General features: G+C 70.7%; 14 protein-coding genes. All 14 read left to right on the top strand.

The window, feature by feature from the left end; all coding sequences use genetic code 11:
• The first annotated feature begins 11 nt into the window (after positions 1–11).
• The 14 genes from IO36_RS09380 to IO36_RS09320 all read left to right on the top strand — a co-directional run bounded on the left by IO36_RS09380 (position 12) and on the right by IO36_RS09320 (position 15,756).
• Complete coding sequence (locus IO36_RS09380; protein ID WP_051900263.1) at positions 12–857, top strand: glycosyltransferase family 2 protein; 846 nt, start codon at positions 12–14, stop codon at positions 855–857.
• A 46-nt stretch (positions 858–903) separates the two neighbouring features.
• Entirely contained in the window at positions 904–1,881 is a 978-nt protein-coding gene (locus tag IO36_RS09375) for an ABC transporter permease (RefSeq protein WP_051900188.1), read from the top strand.
• The gene (locus IO36_RS09370) at positions 1,874–2,653 is read left to right on the top strand and encodes an ABC transporter ATP-binding protein (RefSeq protein ID WP_037618016.1); all 780 of its coding nucleotides are present in this window, start codon (positions 1,874–1,876) and stop codon (positions 2,651–2,653) included. The genes IO36_RS09375 and IO36_RS09370 overlap by 8 nt, the downstream gene beginning before the upstream one ends.
• Positions 2,654–3,012: 359 nt before the next feature.
• The gene (hpnC, locus tag IO36_RS09365) at positions 3,013–3,915 is read left to right on the top strand and encodes a squalene synthase HpnC (protein ID WP_037618013.1); all 903 of its coding nucleotides are present in this window, start codon (positions 3,013–3,015) and stop codon (positions 3,913–3,915) included.
• A complete protein-coding gene (gene hpnD / locus IO36_RS09360) occupies positions 3,912–4,862 on the top strand; it encodes a presqualene diphosphate synthase HpnD (RefSeq protein WP_037618011.1) in 951 nt (316 codons plus the stop codon). Before hpnC ends, hpnD begins: the two co-directional genes overlap by 4 nt.
• Positions 4,863–5,015: a DUF6380 family protein gene (locus IO36_RS49305; RefSeq protein WP_425535512.1), complete on the top strand. Its 153-nt coding sequence runs from the start codon at positions 4,863–4,865 to the stop codon at positions 5,013–5,015.
• Positions 5,015–6,421, top strand: coding sequence for a hydroxysqualene dehydroxylase HpnE (gene hpnE, locus IO36_RS09355; RefSeq protein WP_037618009.1), 1,407 nt, complete (start codon positions 5,015–5,017; stop codon positions 6,419–6,421). Before IO36_RS49305 ends, hpnE begins: the two co-directional genes overlap by 1 nt.
• A gap of 59 nt (positions 6,422–6,480) precedes the next feature.
• Positions 6,481–7,548, top strand: coding sequence for a polyprenyl synthetase family protein (locus IO36_RS09350; RefSeq protein ID WP_037618006.1), 1,068 nt, complete (start codon positions 6,481–6,483; stop codon positions 7,546–7,548).
• Positions 7,549–7,700: 152 nt separating this feature from the next.
• Positions 7,701–9,704 (top strand): squalene--hopene cyclase, encoded by a 2,004-nt coding sequence (shc, locus tag IO36_RS09345; protein ID WP_037618004.1) that lies wholly within the window; start codon positions 7,701–7,703, stop codon positions 9,702–9,704.
• The gene (locus IO36_RS09340) at positions 9,704–10,345 is read left to right on the top strand and encodes a phosphorylase family protein (protein WP_037618003.1); all 642 of its coding nucleotides are present in this window, start codon (positions 9,704–9,706) and stop codon (positions 10,343–10,345) included. Before shc ends, IO36_RS09340 begins: the two co-directional genes overlap by 1 nt.
• 5 nt (positions 10,346–10,350) lie before the next feature.
• Complete coding sequence (gene hpnH / locus IO36_RS09335; protein ID WP_037618001.1) at positions 10,351–11,373, top strand: adenosyl-hopene transferase HpnH; 1,023 nt, start codon at positions 10,351–10,353, stop codon at positions 11,371–11,373.
• A 4-nt stretch (positions 11,374–11,377) separates the two neighbouring features.
• Positions 11,378–12,379 (top strand): flavodoxin/ferredoxin-dependent (E)-4-hydroxy-3-methylbut-2-enyl-diphosphate synthase, encoded by a 1,002-nt coding sequence (locus IO36_RS09330; protein WP_037618000.1) that lies wholly within the window; start codon positions 11,378–11,380, stop codon positions 12,377–12,379.
• Positions 12,380–12,406: 27 nt separating this feature from the next.
• On the top strand, positions 12,407–14,359 hold the full coding sequence (gene dxs, locus IO36_RS09325) for a 1-deoxy-D-xylulose-5-phosphate synthase (protein WP_037617998.1): 1,953 nt from the start codon (positions 12,407–12,409) through the stop codon (positions 14,357–14,359).
• Positions 14,356–15,756 carry an aspartate aminotransferase family protein gene (locus tag IO36_RS09320; RefSeq protein ID WP_037617996.1) on the top strand — a complete coding sequence of 467 codons (1,401 nt, stop codon included), beginning with the start codon at positions 14,356–14,358 and terminating at the stop codon, positions 15,754–15,756. Before dxs ends, IO36_RS09320 begins: the two co-directional genes overlap by 4 nt.
• Positions 15,757–15,841: the final 85 nt, after the last annotated feature.

Genomic DNA, 15,841 nt, shown 5'->3' with positions numbered 1-15,841 from the left:
TGATCATCACCATGGGCAACCGCCCCGACGAGCTCAGGGCCCTGCTCGACTCGGTCGCCAAGCAGGACGGCGACCGTGTCGAGGTGGTCGTGGTCGGCAACGGCTCACCCGTCCCCGAGGTGCCCGAGGGCGTCCGGACGGTCGAGCTGTCCGAGAACCTCGGCATACCCGGCGGCCGGAACGTGGGCATCGAGGCCTTCGGACCCGGCGGCACCGACGTGGACGTCCTCCTCTTCCTGGACGACGACGGCCTGCTCGCGCGCCACGACACGGCGGAACTGTGCCGCCGCGCCTTCGCCGACGACCCCGAGCTCGGCATCATCAGTTTCCGCATCGCCGACCCCGAGACCGGGGAGACCCAGCGCCGGCACGTGCCCAGGCTGCGCGCCTCGGACCCGATGCGCTCCTCCCGCGTCACCACGTTCCTCGGCGGCGCCAACGCGGTCCGTACGAAGGTCATCGCCGAGGTCGGCGGACTCCCGGACGCGTTCTTCTACGCCCATGAGGAGACCGACCTGGCCTGGCGGGCCCTCGACGCCGGCTGGATGATCGACTACCGCTCCGACATGGTGCTGTACCACCCGACGACCGCCCCGTCACGGCACGCGGTGTACCACCGGATGGTGGCCCGCAACCGCGTCTGGCTGGCGCGCCGCAACCTTCCCGCCCCCCTCGTCCCGGTCTACCTCGGCGTCTGGATGCTCCTGACGCTGCTGCGCCGCCCCTCGCGGGCCGCGTTGCGGGCCTGGTTCGGCGGATTCCGGGAAGGCTGGAGGAGTCCGTGCGGACCGAGGCGTCCCATGAGGTGGCGCACGGTGTGGCGGCTGACCCGACTGGGCCGGCCTCCGGTCATCTGACAAGCTCGATCCTGAGAGCACCCGGGCACAACCCGGTCCCCGGCACATGCCGTGGCCCGGCCGGCCGTGCGCCTCTCGAAGACGAAAGTATCCCCTTGTGAGTACGACGCATGACGGCGGCATCGCCGTGAGCGACCGCCCCTCGCCCGACGACGGGCTGTCCGCGGCCGACCTGGCCGCCAAGTACGGCCTCGCGGTCAGCGGTGCCCGGCCCGGACTGGCCGAGTACGTCCGTCAGCTGTGGGGCCGGCGGCACTTCATCCTCGCCTTCTCGCAGGCCAAGCTCACCGCCCAGTACAGCCAGGCCAAGCTCGGCCAGCTGTGGCAGGTGGCGACGCCGCTGCTCAACGCGGCCGTCTACTACTTCATCTTCGGCCTGATCCTCAAGGCCAACCGCGGCATGTCGCACGACGTGTACATCCCGTTCCTGGTGACCGGTGTCTTCGTCTTCACCTTCACGCAGAGCTCGGTGATGGCAGGCGTCCGGGCGATCTCGGGCAACCTGGGCCTGGTGCGTGCGCTGCACTTCCCGCGGGCCTCGCTGCCCGTCTCGTTCGCCCTCCAGCAGCTCCAGCAGCTGCTGTTCTCGATGATCGTGCTGTTCGTCGTGGCGATCGGCTTCGGCAGCTACCCGGGCCTGTCCTGGCTGCTGATCGTTCCGGTGCTGTTCCTCCAGTTCCTCTTCAACACCGGGCTCGCGCTGATCGTGGCGCGGATGGGTGCCAAGACCCCCGACCTCGCCCAGCTCATGCCGTTCATCCTGCGTACCTGGATGTACGCCTCCGGTGTCATGTTCTCCATCAGCACCATGCTGGCCGGCCGCCCCGAGTGGATCGCCCGGGTGCTCCAGGCGAACCCCGCGGCCGTCTACATGGACCTGATGCGCTTCGCGCTCATCGACGGCTACGGCGCCTCCCACCTGCCGCCGCACGTGTGGGCCATCGCCGTCTTCTGGGCCGTGGTCACGTCCCTCGGCGGTTTCGTCTACTTCTGGAAGGCTGAAGAGAGGTACGGCCGTGGCTGAGCTCGAGAAGAGGTCGCACATCCCGACCGTCATCGCGGACGAACTGCACATCGTCTACCGCGTGAACGGCGCCAAGACCGGCAAGGGCAGCGCCACCGCGGCCCTCAGCCGCATCCTCAAGCGCGGCGAGGAGCGGGGCGTCCGCAAGGTCCACGCCGTCAAGGGTGTCTCCTTCACCGCCTACCGCGGCGAGGCCATCGGCCTGATCGGTTCGAACGGCTCCGGCAAGTCCACGCTCCTGCGGGCCATCGCCGGTCTGCTGCCCGCGGAGAAGGGCAAGGTCTACACCGACGGCCAGCCCTCGCTGCTCGGCGTGAACGCGGCGCTGATGAACGACCTGACCGGTGAGCGCAACGTCATCCTGGGCGGGCTCGCGATGGGCATGTCCCGCGAGCAGGTCAAGGAGCGCTACCAGGAGATCGTCGACTTCTCGGGCATCAACGAGAAGGGCGACTTCATCACCCTGCCGATGCGGACGTACTCCTCCGGCATGGCGGCCCGGCTGCGCTTCTCGATCGCGGCGGCCAAGGACCACGATGTCCTGATGATCGACGAGGCCCTCGCCACCGGTGACCGCTCCTTCCAGAAGCGGTCCGAGGCCCGTATCCGGGAGCTGCGCAAGAGCGCGGGCACGGTGTTCCTGGTGAGCCACAACAACAAGTCGATCCGTGACACGTGTGACCGCGTGCTGTGGCTGGAGCGCGGGGAACTGCGGATGGACGGCCCGACCGAGGACGTGCTCAAGGAGTACGAGAAGTTCACGGGGAAGTAGCCCGTTTCGCCCAGGGCCCCGCCGGAACGCTCCGGCGGGGCCCTGCGTCTGCAAAGGAAACGCCAACTCCCGTCGGCGCGGGGAATCTTGACGCCAATCGGTGTGTTGTTGTGATGTGCAGGACACCCCGGCGGAGTGTGCCGCGTTGTACAACGTAAGCTGTACCGGTGCCGAAACGCGTCAAGTAGGGCGATAATACGCGACACCCGGCACCGTCACGCCGAGGCGGATCTCCGGGCGGCGTGTCCGAAATGGGCAGGGTTGGGTCGGCAGTGTAGAACGGGAGATGTGACGGCAATGGCTACGGTGACTCTCCAGCTCCGCGATGCGTGTGCCGTCCTCGCGCCGGGCGGCGAGCGGTGACCCAAGCCGGGACGGCCCGCACCGGCGATCCGGAGCGCGGCACCCTCGACAAAGCCGCGGCCGAGAACTTTCCCGTGGCCCCGTTCTTCCTGCCCAGGGCCTGGCGTGACGACCTCATGGCCGTCTACGGCTTCGCCCGGCTCGTGGACGACATCGGTGACGGCGACCTCGCCCCCGGCGGCGCCGACGCGCGCCTGCTCGGCGTGGCGGAAGCGGACGCCGACGACCGCCTCGTCCTCCTGGACGCCTTCGAAGCCGATCTTCACCGGGTGTTCGACGCGGTCCCGCTCCACCCGCTGCTGCGTCGGCTCCAGCCCACGGTCCGCCGTGCGCGGCTGACCCCCGAGCCCTTCCTCGGCCTGATCGCGGCCAACCGCCAGGACCAGCTAGTCCAGCGCTACGAGACCTTCGACGACCTCCTCGCCTACTGCGAGCTGTCCGCGAACCCCGTCGGCCGTCTGGTCCTCGCCGTCACCGGCACGTCCACGCCCGAGCGGGTCCGCCGCTCCGACGCGGTGTGCACGGGCCTGCAGATCGTCGAGCACCTCCAGGACGTGGCCGAGGACCTCGGCCGCGACCGTGTCTACCTGCCCGCCGAGGACATGAAGCGCTTCCACGTGACCGAAGCGGATCTCGCCGTCCCCACGGCAGGCGCATCGGTGCGAGCACTGGTTGCATACGAAGCAGAACGCGCCTTGAACCTCCTGAATGAAGGCACCCCCCTCGTGGGTAGCGTCCACGGCAGGCTGAAACTGCTGCTCGCGGGGTTCGTCGCGGGGGGAAAGGCGGCGGTCCGCGCGATCGCCGCCGTCGAATACGACGTACTACCCGGCCCGCCCAAGCCCGGCAAGCTCCAGCTGCTGCGCGAGGTGGGAGTGACTCTGCGAGGAGAGGGGTGATCCGGACCGTGGAGTCGGAACAGCACGTGTCCGCACCGGTACTCGCCGCGTACAGCTACTGCGAGGCGGTGACCGGCCAGCAGGCCCGTAATTTCGCGTACGGCATCAGGCTGCTGCCGACGTCCAAGCGCCGTGCGATGTCGGCGCTCTACGCGTTCTCGCGGCGCGTCGACGACATCGGTGACGGCACGCTGGCGCCGGACGTGAAGGCGACGCGCCTGGAGGAGACCCGGGCGCTGCTCGCCCGCGTGCGCGCGGGAGCCGTCGACGAGGACGACACCGACCCGGTCGCGGTCGCCCTCAGCCACACCGCCGAGTACTTCCCGGTGCCCCTCGGGGGCCTGGACGAGCTCATCGACGGCGTGCTGATGGACGTACGCGGTGAGACGTACGAGACCTGGGACGACCTGAAGGTCTACTGCCGGTGCGTGGCCGGGGCCATCGGGCGGCTCTCGCTCGGCGTCTTCGGCACCGAACCGGGGGCGCGGGGAGCCGAGCGCGCGCCGGAGTACGCCGACACGCTCGGGCTCGCGCTCCAGCTCACCAACATCCTGCGGGACGTCCGCGAGGACGCCGAGGGCGGACGCACCTATCTGCCCGCCGACGACCTGGCCAAGTTCGGCTGCTCGGCCGGTTTCGACGGACCGAACCCGCCGCAGGGCTCCGACTTCGCCGGCCTCGTCCACTTCGAGGTGCGGCGGGCGCGCGCTCTGTTCGCCGAGGGCTACCGGCTGCTGCCGATGCTGGACCGGCGCAGCGGCGCCTGCGTCGCGGCCATGGCGGGCATCTACCGGCGTCTCCTCGACCGCATCGAGCGCGAGCCGGAGGCCGTGCTGCGCGGCCGGGTGTCCCTGCCGGGGCGCGAGAAGGCGTACGTCGCGGTGCGCGGCCTGTCCGGTCTCGACGCCCGGCACGTCTCCCGGCGCACCGTCCGGAGGCGTGTCTGAATGGACGCGTGTTTGATGGACCAAATGGACCAAGGTGATGCGGGCGACGAAAAGCGGCAGGCAACCCTCCGGAGCCCGGCCGCGTCCCTGACTGCAACGGCCCGCCGTCGATGGTCAGACCATCGCGGCACGGCCGCAGGGGAGGGTGCGTGATGAGCGAGGTCGAGTCCAGTGACGACTCCGGCCGGGCCACCGCCGTGGTGATCGGCGGCGGGCTCGCCGGGACCACCGCCGCGCTCGCGCTGGCCGACGCCGGGGTCCGGGTGACGCTGCTGGAGAGCCGGCCGCGCCTCGGCGGTCTCGCGTTCTCCTTCCAGCGCGGCGAGCTCACCGTGGACAACGGACAGCACGTCTTCCTGCGCTGCTGCACCGCCTACCGCTGGTTCCTCGACCGCGTCGACGCCACCGGTCTCGCGCCTCTGCAGGATCGTCTCGACGTGCCCGTTCTCGATCTGGAGGCACCGCCGGGACGACGGCTCGGCAGGATCGGCCGCACCGCGCTGCCCGTTCCGCTGCACCTCGCGCGCAGCCTCGCGACGTATCCGCACCTCTCGCTCGCCGAACGTGCCAGAGTCGGCCGTGCCGCGCTCGCGCTCAAGGGCCTGGACCTCACCGATCCGGCACTGGACGCGCAGAACTTCGGCGACTGGCTCGCCGCGCACGGTCAGTCACGCCGTGCCGTCGAGGCACTGTGGGACCTCGTGGGGGTCGCCACCCTCAACGCGGTGGCCCAGGACTCCTCGCTCGGGCTCGCCGCGATGGTGTTCAAGACGGGTCTGCTGTCCGACCCGGGCGCGGCCGACATCGGCTGGGCCCGCGTCCCGCTGGGCGAACTGCACGACACCCTGGCCCGCAAGGCGCTCGACTCCGCGGGCGTACGCACCGAGATCCGTACACGAGTCACCTCCGTCTCCCCTTACGGGAACGGCCGCTGGAGCGTTCAGGTTCCCGGCGAGCGCCTGGAGGCCGACACCGTCGTGCTCGCCGTGCCCCAGCGCGAGGCGCACGGCCTGCTGCCCGAGGGAGCGCTCGACGCCCCCGAGCGGCTCCTGGACATCGGCACCGCGCCGATCCTCAACGTCCACGTCGTCTACGACCGCACGGTCATGACCGCGCCGTTCTTCGCCGCCCTCGGCTCCCCGGTGCAGTGGGTCTTCGACCGCACCGAGGCGTCCGGGCTGCGCGAGGGGCAGTACCTGGCGCTGTCGCAGTCGGCCGCGCAGGACGAGATCGACGAGCCCGTTGCCGTGCTGCGGGAGCGGTACCTGCCGGAGCTGGAGCGGCTGCTGCCCGGCGCGCGCGGCGCCGGCGTGAAGGACTTCTTCGTGACCCGGGAGCGCACCGCGACGTTCGCCCCCGCCCCGGGAGTCGGGCGGCTGCGGCCCGGCGCCCGTACCAGAGCCCCCGGCCTCTACCTGGCCGGAGCGTGGACCGCCACAGGGTGGCCCGCAACCATGGAGAGTGCGGTTCGCAGTGGAGTCGGTGCGGCGGACGCCGCGCTGAGCGCCCTGGGCCGGCCCCGCGACCATCTCCTCGGACTCTTCGAGGAGGCGGCATGACGCTCGACCGGAGCCTGGCAGGCCCCCGCACCCCCCGTACCGCAACAAGAGGAGAGATTGTGCCCACTGTGCCCCCGGCCGAAGCGGCTGCCGACGCGGTGGACGTGACCGCGCTCCTGGAGCGCGGCCGGACCCTGGCCACACCGGTGCTGAAGGCAGCCGTCGACCGGCTGGCGCCGCCCATGGACACCGTCGCCGCCTACCACTTCGGCTGGATCGACGCCGCGGGCAACCCCGCGGACGGCGACGGCGGCAAGGCGGTGCGCCCCGCGCTCGCCGTGCTCTCCGCGCAGGCCGCCGGCGCCGCCCCCGAGGTGGGCGTCCCCGGCGCGGTCGCCGTCGAACTGGTGCACAACTTCTCGCTGCTGCACGACGACCTGATGGATGGCGACGAACAGCGCCGCCACCGCGACACCGTCTGGAAGGTGCACGGTCCCGCCCAGGCGATCCTCGTCGGCGACGCCCTGTTCGCGCTGGCCAACGAGGTCCTCCTGGAACTCGGCACCGTCGAGGCCGGCCGCGCCACCCGGCGCCTGACCACCGCCACCCGGGCCCTGATCGACGGCCAGGCCCAGGACATCTCCTACGAGCACCGCGACCGCGTCAGCGTCGAGGAGTGCCTGGAGATGGAGGGCAACAAGACCGGCGCCCTGCTCGCCTGCGCCTGCTCCATCGGCGCGGTCCTCGGGGGCGCCGACGACCTGACCGCCGACACGCTGGAGCGCTACGGCTACCACCTCGGCCTCGCCTTCCAGGCCGTCGACGACCTCCTCGGCATCTGGGGCGACCCGGAGGCCACCGGGAAGCAGACCTGGAGCGATCTGCGCCAGCGCAAGAAGTCCCTGCCGGTCGTGGCCGCGCTCGCCGCGGGCGGCGCCGCCTCGGAGCGGCTCGGCGACCTGCTCGCCGAGGACGCCAAGGCCAGCGACTTCGAGAACTTCTCCGAGGAGGAGTTCGCGGCGCGCGCGGCGCTGATCGAGGAGGCGGGTGGCCGTGAGTGGACCGCCGGCGAGGCGCGCCGCCAGCACGCGATCGCCATCGAGGCGCTGGACGCCGTACCGATGCCCGAACAGGTCCGTGCCCAGCTCGTGGCGCTGGCCGACTTCGTCGTCGTGCGGAAGAGATGATCGTTATCGGTCGAATAAACCTCGCGTAGTCGCCGGCCGGTGCCTTCCCCAAGCTTCGAACCACGTTCGAGCGGGGGGATATCCATCCGAACGAACGCACCGGCCGACGGCGGACCCACAGCAGAGAGACACCACTGCACGAAGGGGAAGCCATGACAGCGACGACCGACGGAAGCACCGGGGCCCTGCCGCCCCGCGCTGCCTCGGCCAACGAGACCGTACGCGAGACGACTCCCGAGGCGGCCGGGACAGTCGAGACCCGAGACGCCGCCACGCGCGCCATGGAGCGCGCCACGGACTTCCTGCTCGCTCGGCAGGACGCCCAGGGCTGGTGGAAGGGCGACCTCGAGACGAACGTGACCATGGACGCCGAGGACCTGCTGCTGCGCCAGTTCCTCGGCATCCGTGACGAGCCGACCACCCGCGGCGCGGCGCTGTTCATCCGCGGTGAGCAGCGCGAGGACGGCACCTGGGCCTCCTTCTACGGAGGTCCGGGCGAGCTGTCCACCACCATCGAGGCGTACGTCGCCCTGCGGCTGGCCGGGGACGACCCGGACGAGGCCCACATGGCGAAGGCTGCCGCGTGGATCCGCGGGCACGGCGGTATCGCCGCGGCCCGTGTCTTCACCCGGATCTGGCTCGCTCTCTTCGGCTGGTGGAAGTGGGACGACCTGCCCGAACTCCCGCCCGAGCTCATCTATCTGCCCAAGTGGATGCCGCTCAACATCTACGACTTCGGGTGCTGGGCGCGGCAGACCATCGTGCCGCTCACCATCGTCTCGGCGAAGCGTCCGGTGCGGCCCGCGCCCTTCCCGCTCGACGAGCTGCACACCGACGCCCGACGCCCCCATCCCGTCAGGCCCCTTGCCCCGGTGGCCAGTTGGGACGGGTTCTTCCAGCGCATGGACAAGGTCCTGCACCAGTACCGCAGAGTCGCGCCGCGCGCGCTGCGCAGAGCGGCGATGAACACCGCCGGCCGCTGGATCATCGAGCGCCAGGAGAACGACGGCTGCTGGGGAGGCATCCAGCCCCCGGCCGTCTACTCGGTCATCGCGCTGCATCTGCTCGGCTACGACCTCGAACACCCGGTGATGCGCGAGGGGCTCGCGTCACTGGACCGTTTCGCCGTGTGGCGCGACGACGGAGCCCGGATGATCGAGGCCTGTCAGTCGCCGGTGTGGGACACCTGTCTGGCGACCATCGCGCTGGCCGACGCGGGCGTGCCCGCCGACCACCCCCAGCTCGTCAAGGCCGTCGACTGGATGCTGGGCGAGGAGATCGTCCGACCCGGCGACTGGTCCGTCAAGCGGCCCCAACTGCCGCCGGGCGGCTGGGCGTTCGAGTTCCACAACGACAACTACCCCGACATCGACGACACCGCGGAGGTCGTCCTCGCGCTGCGCCGCGTCCGGCACCACGACCCGGACCGCGTCGAGAACGCCATCGGACGCGGGGTCCGCTGGAATCTCGGCATGCAGTCCAAGGACGGCGGCTGGGGCGCCTTCGACGTCGACAACACCAGTGCCTTCCCCAACCGGCTGCCGTTCTGCGACTTCGGGGAGGTGATCGACCCGCCCTCCGCGGACGTCACGGCGCACGTCGTGGAGATGCTGGCGGTCGAGGGGCTCACGCACGACCCGCGCACCCGCCGGGGCATCCAGTGGCTGCTCGCCCACCAGGAGCCGGACGGCTCCTGGTTCGGGCGCTGGGGCGTCAACTACATCTACGGAACGGGGTCGGTGGTACCCGCCCTCGCCGCGGCCGGGCTGCCCGGCTCGCACCCGGCGCTGCGCCGCGCGGTGGCCTGGCTGGAGTCCGTACAGAACGAGGACGGCGGCTGGGGCGAGGACCTGCGCTCCTACGACGACACCGCGGGCTGGAGCGGACGCGGGGCCTCGACCGCCTCCCAGACCGGCTGGGCGCTGCTCGCCCTGCTGGCGGCGGGGGAGCGGGACTCCAAGGCCGTAGAGCGCGGAGTGGTCTGGCTCGCCGAGACCCAGTTGTCCGACGGCACCTGGGACGAGCCGTACTTCACGGGGACCGGTTTCCCCTGGGACTTCTCGATCAACTACCACCTCTATCGCCAGGTCTTCCCGCTCACCGCGCTCGGCCGCTACGTCCACGGCGAGCCCTTCTCCGCGGCCGAGGGGGGCTGATGGACAGGCTGCCCGCCCCGGACCCGCTCCTGATCGCCTGCGCGCTCGGCATCGAGCACCTCGCCCTGCGCCTGGGCGACCGGAGCGGCGCGGGCGGGCCGGTCACCGTGCTGCGCACCGGGATGGGCCCCAGGGCCGCCGACCGGTCGGTCACCCGGGTGCTCGCCGACCCGGCGCTGGCCTCGGCGGCGGTGCTGGCCACCGGCTTCTGCGCGGGGCTCGCCCCGGGCATGCACCCCGGTGACCTGGTCGTGGCCGAGGAGACCCGGGACCCGGCCGGCACCACGCCCTGCACCGGCACCGATCTGCTGGTCAAGGAGATCGCCCGCGCCGTACCGGGCCGCACCGTCCACACGGGGCCGCTCACCGGGTCCGATCACGTGGTCCGCGGCCACGAACGTTCCGCCCTGCTCGCCACCGGCGCGATCGCCGTCGACATGGAGTCGGCGGCCACGCTGCTCGGCGCCGTCCGCCCGGGCCCCCGTCCCGTTGCGGCCGTCCGGGTGGTCGTGGATGCTCCAGAACATGAACTCGTCCGAATCGGCACGTTCCGCGGTGGAATATCAGCCTTCCGCGTTCTTCGTACCGTGCTTCCCGCTTTTTTCGAATGGCACCGTTCTTTGTCGCTCCCTCGGAGGTGAGCCGTATGGCCATGCCGCTTCGGCAGTCCATGAAGGTCGCTGCGTACCTGTTTGAACAGAAGCTCCGGAAGCGGGACAAGTTCGCCCTGCTCGTCGAACTCGAGCCGCTCTTCGCCTGCAACCTCGCGTGCGAGGGCTGCGGCAAGATCCAGCACCCCGCCGGTGTGCTCAAGCAGCGCATGCCGGTCGCCCAGGCGGTGGGCGCGGTCCTCGAATCCGGCGCGCCGATGGTGTCCATCGCCGGCGGCGAACCGCTGATGCACCCTCAGATCGACGAGATCGTGCGGCAGTTGGTGGCGAAGAAGAAGTTCGTCTTCCTCTGCACCAACGCGATGCTGCTGCGCAAGAAGATGGACAAGTTCAAGCCCTCGCCCTACTTCGCCTGGGCCGTGCACATCGACGGGCTGCGCGAGCGGCACGACGAGTCCGTCGCGAAGGAAGGCGTCTTCGACGAGGCCGTCGAGGCGATCAAGGAGGCCAAGCGGCGCGGCTTCCGGGTCACGACGAACTCGACCTTCTTCAACACCGACACCCCGCAGACCGTCATCGAGGTGCTGAACTACCTCAACGACGACCTGAAGGTCGACGAGATGATGCTCTCGCCCGCCTACGCCTACGAGAAGGCCCCCGACCAGGAGCACTTCCTCGGCGTCCAGCAGACCCGGGAACTGTTCAAGAAGGCCTTCGCGGGAGGCAACCGGCGCCGCTGGAGGCTCAACCAGAGCCCGCTCTTCCTGGACTTCCTGGAGGGCAAGGTCGACTTCCCGTGCACCGCGTGGGCGATCCCGAGCTACTCGCTCTTCGGCTGGCAGCGGCCCTGCTATCTGATGAGCGACGGCTACGTGCAGACGTACAAGCAGCTTCTGGAGGAGACCGACTGGGACTCCTACGGGCGCGGCAAGGACGACCGGTGTGCCAACTGCATGGCGCACTGCGGCTACGAGCCGACCGCCGTCCTCGCCACCATGGGCTCCCTCAAGGAATCGATCCGGGCCGCCCGCGAGACGTTCACGGAAAGCCGCGGGTGAGGTCATGACCGCCGTGTCCCTGGGCCTGCCCGAGGTGCCGGTCCGGCCGATCGCGGAGCGCCGCGTCTCGCGGCGGATCCAGGTCGGACCGGTGGCGGTCGGCGGCGGGGCCCCCGTGTCCGTGCAGTCGATGACGACGACCCGTACCTCGGACGTCGGTGCCACGCTCCAGCAGATCGCCGAGCTGACCGCGTCCGGCTGCCAGATCGTCCGTGTCGCCTGTCCCACCCAGGACGACGCCGACGCGCTCGCCACGATCGCGAAGAAGTCCCAGATCCCGGTGATCGCGGACATCCACTTCCAGCCGAAGTACGTGTTCGCGGCGATCGAGGCGGGCTGTGCGGCCGTCCGCGTCAATCCGGGCAACATCAAGCAGTTCGACGACCAGGTCAAGGAGATCGCGCGGGCCGCGAAGGATGCCGGGATCCCGATCCGCATCGGGGTCAACGCGGGTTCGCTCGACAAGCGGCTCCTCCAGAAGTACGGCAAGGCGACGCCCGAGGCCCTGGTGGAGTCGGCGTTGTGGGAGGCGTCCCTCTTCGAGGAGCACGGCTTCCGGGACATCAACGCCTGCGACTACCCGCTCCACCTCGGCGTCACCGAGGCCGGCCCCGCCTTCCAGGGCACCATCAAGTCGGCCGTCGCCTTCGGCGCGCTGCTCTCCGAAGGGATCGGCGACACCATCCGGGTCTCGCTGAGCGCGCCGCCCGCCGAGGAGTGCAAGGTCGGCATCCAGATCCTGGAGTCGCTCGGACTGCGCCGGCGGCGTCTGGAGATCGTCTCCTGCCCGTCGTGCGGGCGCGCGCAGGTCGACGTCTACAAGCTGGCCGACCTCGGCGTCGCCTCCGGCAACGGCAAGGGCCAGATCTTCGTCAAGGGCGAGGTCATCAAGACCGTCCCCGAGTCGAAGATCGTCGAGACCCTCATCGACGAGGCGATGAAGCTCGCCGAGCAGATGGAGAACGACGGCGTCGCGTCCGGGCAACCGGCCGTCACCGTGAGCTGATCAGCACGGACCGAGAGGGGGCCCGACGTGACGATTCTGGAGAACATCCGGGGACCACGCGACCTGAAGGCGCTGTCCGAGGCGGAAATCGGTGAACTGGCCGAAGAGGTGAGGGAGTTCCTGGTGCACGCGGTCGCCAGGACCGGCGGACACCTGGGACCCAACCTGGGAGTGGTGGAACTGTCCATCGCCCTCCACCGGGTCTTCGAGTCGCCCGTCGACCGCATCCTGTGGGACACCGGTCATCAGAGCTATGTGCACAAGATGCTGACGGGGCGCCAGGACTTCTCCAAGCTGCGCGGCAAGGGAGGCCTGTCCGGCTATCCCTCCCGCGAGGAGTCCGAGCACGACGTCATCGAGAACAGCCACGCCTCCACGGCGCTCGGCTGGGCGGACGGACTCGCCAAGGCACGGCAGGTGCAGGGCGGGCAGGGCCACGTCGTCGCGGTCGTCGGCGACGGCGCGCTGACCGGCGGCATGGCCTGGGAGGCGCTGAACAACATCGCCGCGGCCAAGGACCGCCCCCTGATCATCGTCGTCAACGACAACGAACGCTCCTACGCCCCCACCATCGGCGGGCTCGCCAACCATCTCGCGACCCTGCGGACGACCGACAGCTACGAGCAGATCCTCGCCTGGGGCAAGAAGGTCCTGCTGCGCACCCCGCTCGTCGGCACCACCATCTACGAGTCGCTGCACGGCGCGAAGAAGGGCTTCAAGGACGCCTTCGCGCCGCAGGGCATGTTCGAGGACCTCGGGCTCAAGTACGTGGGGCCGATCGACGGGCACGACGTCGGAGCGGTGGAGTCCGCTCTGCGCCGCGCCAAGCGCTTCCACGGCCCCGTGCTCATCCACTGTCTGACGGAGAAGGGGCGCGGCTACGAACCGGCGATCGCGCACGAGGAGGACCACTTCCACACCGTCGGGGTGATGAACCCGCTCACCTGCGAGCCCCTCGCACCCTCCAACGGGCCGTCCTGGACCTCGGTGTTCGGCGACGAGATCGTCAGGATCGGCGAGGAGCGGGCGGACGTCGTGGCCATCACGGCGGCCATGCTGCATCCGGTCGGGCTGGGGAAGTTCGCCGAGAGATTCCCCGACCGGGTGTGGGACGTCGGCATCGCCGAGCAGCACGCCACGGTCTCCGCGGCCGGACTCGCGACCGGCGGTCTTCATCCCGTCGTCGCCGTGTACGCGACCTTCCTCAACCGCGCCTTCGACCAGCTCCTCATGGACGTCGCCCTGCACCGCTGCGGTGTGACCTTCGTCCTCGACCGGGCCGGGGTCACCGGAGTCGACGGCGCCTCGCACAACGGCATGTGGGACATGTCGATCCTCCAGGTCGTGCCCGGCCTCAGGATCGCCGCGCCGCGTGACGCCGACCAGCTGAAGGCTCAGCTGCGGGAGGCGGTCGCCGTGGACGACGCGCCGACCCTGATCCGCTTCCCGAAGGAGTCGGTCGGGCCGGTCGTCCCCGCGGTGGACCGGGTCGGCGGACTCGACGTCCTGCACCGCGGCGAGCGCCCCGAGGTCCTGCTCGTCTCGGTCGGCGTGATGGCCCCGGTCTGCCTCCAGACCGCCGACCTGCTGGAGTCCCGCGGCATCGGCTGCACGGTCGTCGACCCGCGCTGGGTCAAGCCCGTCGACCCGGAGCTGCCCCGCCTCGCCGTCGGCCACCGGCTCCTCGCCGTCGTCGAGGACAACAGCCGGGCCTCGGGCGTCGGCGCCGCCGTTTCACTGGCCCTCTCGGACGCCGAGGTCGACGTGCCCGTGCGGCGCTTCGGCATCCCCGAGCAGTTCCTCGCCCACGCCAAGCGGTCCGAGGTGCTCGCCGACATCGGGCTCACGCCCGTGGAGATCGCCGGGCGGATCAGCGCCTCGCTGGCCGTCCGGGACGAGCGGGCCAAGGCCGAGAACGAGCCGGCACAGGCCGCCGACCGGCCGGCCGGGAAAGCGCCGTCCAAGGAGAAACCGGAATGACCGACCCGGCCCGCAAGGGCGAGTTCGACCTCGGCGCCCTCCTCGCCGAGCGCGGAGCCGAGCGCTACGAACTGCACACGAAGTACCTGAACCACCAGCTCCCGCGCATGCTGCACACCATCGGCTTCGACAAGGTCTACGAGCGGGCCGAGGGCGCCCACTTCTGGGACGCGGACGGCAACGACTACCTCGACATGCTCGCCGGCTTCGGCGTGATGGGCCTCGGCCGCCACCACCCCGTCGTCCGGCAGGCGCTGCACGACGTCCTCGACGCCTCCCTCGCCGACCTCACCCGCTTCGACTGCCAGCCGCTGCCGGGACTGCTCGCGGAACGGCTGCTCACCCACAGCCCGCACCTGGACCGGGTGTTCTTCGGCAACAGCGGCACGGAGGCGGTCGAGACCGCGCTGAAGTTCGCCCGGTACGCCACCGGCAGGCCGAGGATCCTGTACTGCTCGCACGCCTTCCACGGGCTGACCACCGGTTCCCTGTCGGTCAACGGCGAGGACGGCTTCCGCGACGGCTTCGCACCGCTGCTGCCCGACACCGCCGTGCCGCTCGGGGACCTCGACGCCCTCGCGCGGGAGCTGAGGAAGGGCGACGTCGCCGCGCTCATCGTGGAGCCCATCCAGGGCAAGGGCGTCCACACGGCCCCGCCCGGGTATCTGCGCGCCGCCCAGGACCTCCTGCACCGGCACAAGGCCCTGCTCATCGCGGACGAGGTGCAGACCGGCCTCGGCCGCACCGGGGACTTCTACGCCTACCAGCACGAGGACGGCGTCGAACCGGACCTGGTGTGCGTGGCCAAGGCCCTCTCGGGCGGCTATGTGCCGGTGGGCGCGACCATCGGCAAGGACTGGATCTTCAAGAAGGTCTACTCGTCCATGGACCGCGTCCTCGTGCACTCGGCGAGCTTCGGCTCCAACGCGCAGGCCATGGCGGCGGGCCTCGCGGTGCTCTCCGTGATGGAGAACGAGCAGATCGTCGCCAACGCGCGGATGACCGGCGAACTGCTCAGGTCCCGGCTCGCCGCCCTGGTCGACCGGTACGAACTGCTCAGCGAGGTGCGCGGGCGGGGGCTGATGATCGGCATCGAGTTCGGCCGGCCCACCTCGCTCAAGCTGCGCAGCCGCTGGACCATGCTGCAGGCCGCGCGCAAGGGCCTGTTCGCGCAGATGGTCGTGGTCCCGCTGCTCCAGCGCCACCGCATCCTCACCCAGGTCTCCGGGGACCACCTGGAGGTGATCAAGCTGATCCCGCCGCTGGTCGTCGACGAGCGGGACGTCGACCGGTTCGTGGAGGCCTTCACCGCCGTGATGGAGGACGCCCACAGCGGCGGCGGGCTGATGTGGGACTTCGGGAAGACGCTGGTGAAGCAGGCGGTGGCCAACCGCTGAGATCCGCTGACGGCGGCTGACGGAGGGGCCGCGGACCACGGGACGCGGGCGGGTGCGGGCGGGTGTGGCGCATCCGCCGAGCTTT

The organism is Streptomyces aureus (assembly GCF_000725495.1).
Lineage (GTDB): Bacteria > Actinomycetota > Actinomycetes > Streptomycetales > Streptomycetaceae > Streptomyces > Streptomyces aureus_B.
This window is presented reverse-complemented; position numbering and strand designations above follow the sequence as displayed.

Bases quoted from the DNA above. Each gene is read 5' to 3' on its own strand.
- IO36_RS09380 (WP_051900263.1), top strand. From the start codon at position 12: ATGGGCAACCGCCCCGACGAGCTCAGGGCCCTGCTCGACTCGGTCGCC.
- IO36_RS09375 (WP_051900188.1), top strand. From the start codon at position 904: ATGCCGTGGCCCGGCCGGCCGTGCGCCTCTCGAAGACGAAAGTATCCC.
- IO36_RS49305 (WP_425535512.1), top strand. From the start codon at position 4,863: ATGGACGCGTGTTTGATGGACCAAATGGACCAAGGTGATGCGGGCGAC.
- hpnE (WP_037618009.1), top strand. From the start codon at position 5,015: ATGAGCGAGGTCGAGTCCAGTGACGACTCCGGCCGGGCCACCGCCGTG.
- shc (WP_037618004.1), top strand. From the start codon at position 7,701: ATGACAGCGACGACCGACGGAAGCACCGGGGCCCTGCCGCCCCGCGCT.
- IO36_RS09340 (WP_037618003.1), top strand. From the start codon at position 9,704: ATGGACAGGCTGCCCGCCCCGGACCCGCTCCTGATCGCCTGCGCGCTC.
- hpnH (WP_037618001.1), top strand. From the start codon at position 10,351: ATGGCCATGCCGCTTCGGCAGTCCATGAAGGTCGCTGCGTACCTGTTT.
- IO36_RS09330 (WP_037618000.1), top strand. From the start codon at position 11,378: ATGACCGCCGTGTCCCTGGGCCTGCCCGAGGTGCCGGTCCGGCCGATC.
- IO36_RS09320 (WP_037617996.1), top strand. From the start codon at position 14,356: ATGACCGACCCGGCCCGCAAGGGCGAGTTCGACCTCGGCGCCCTCCTC.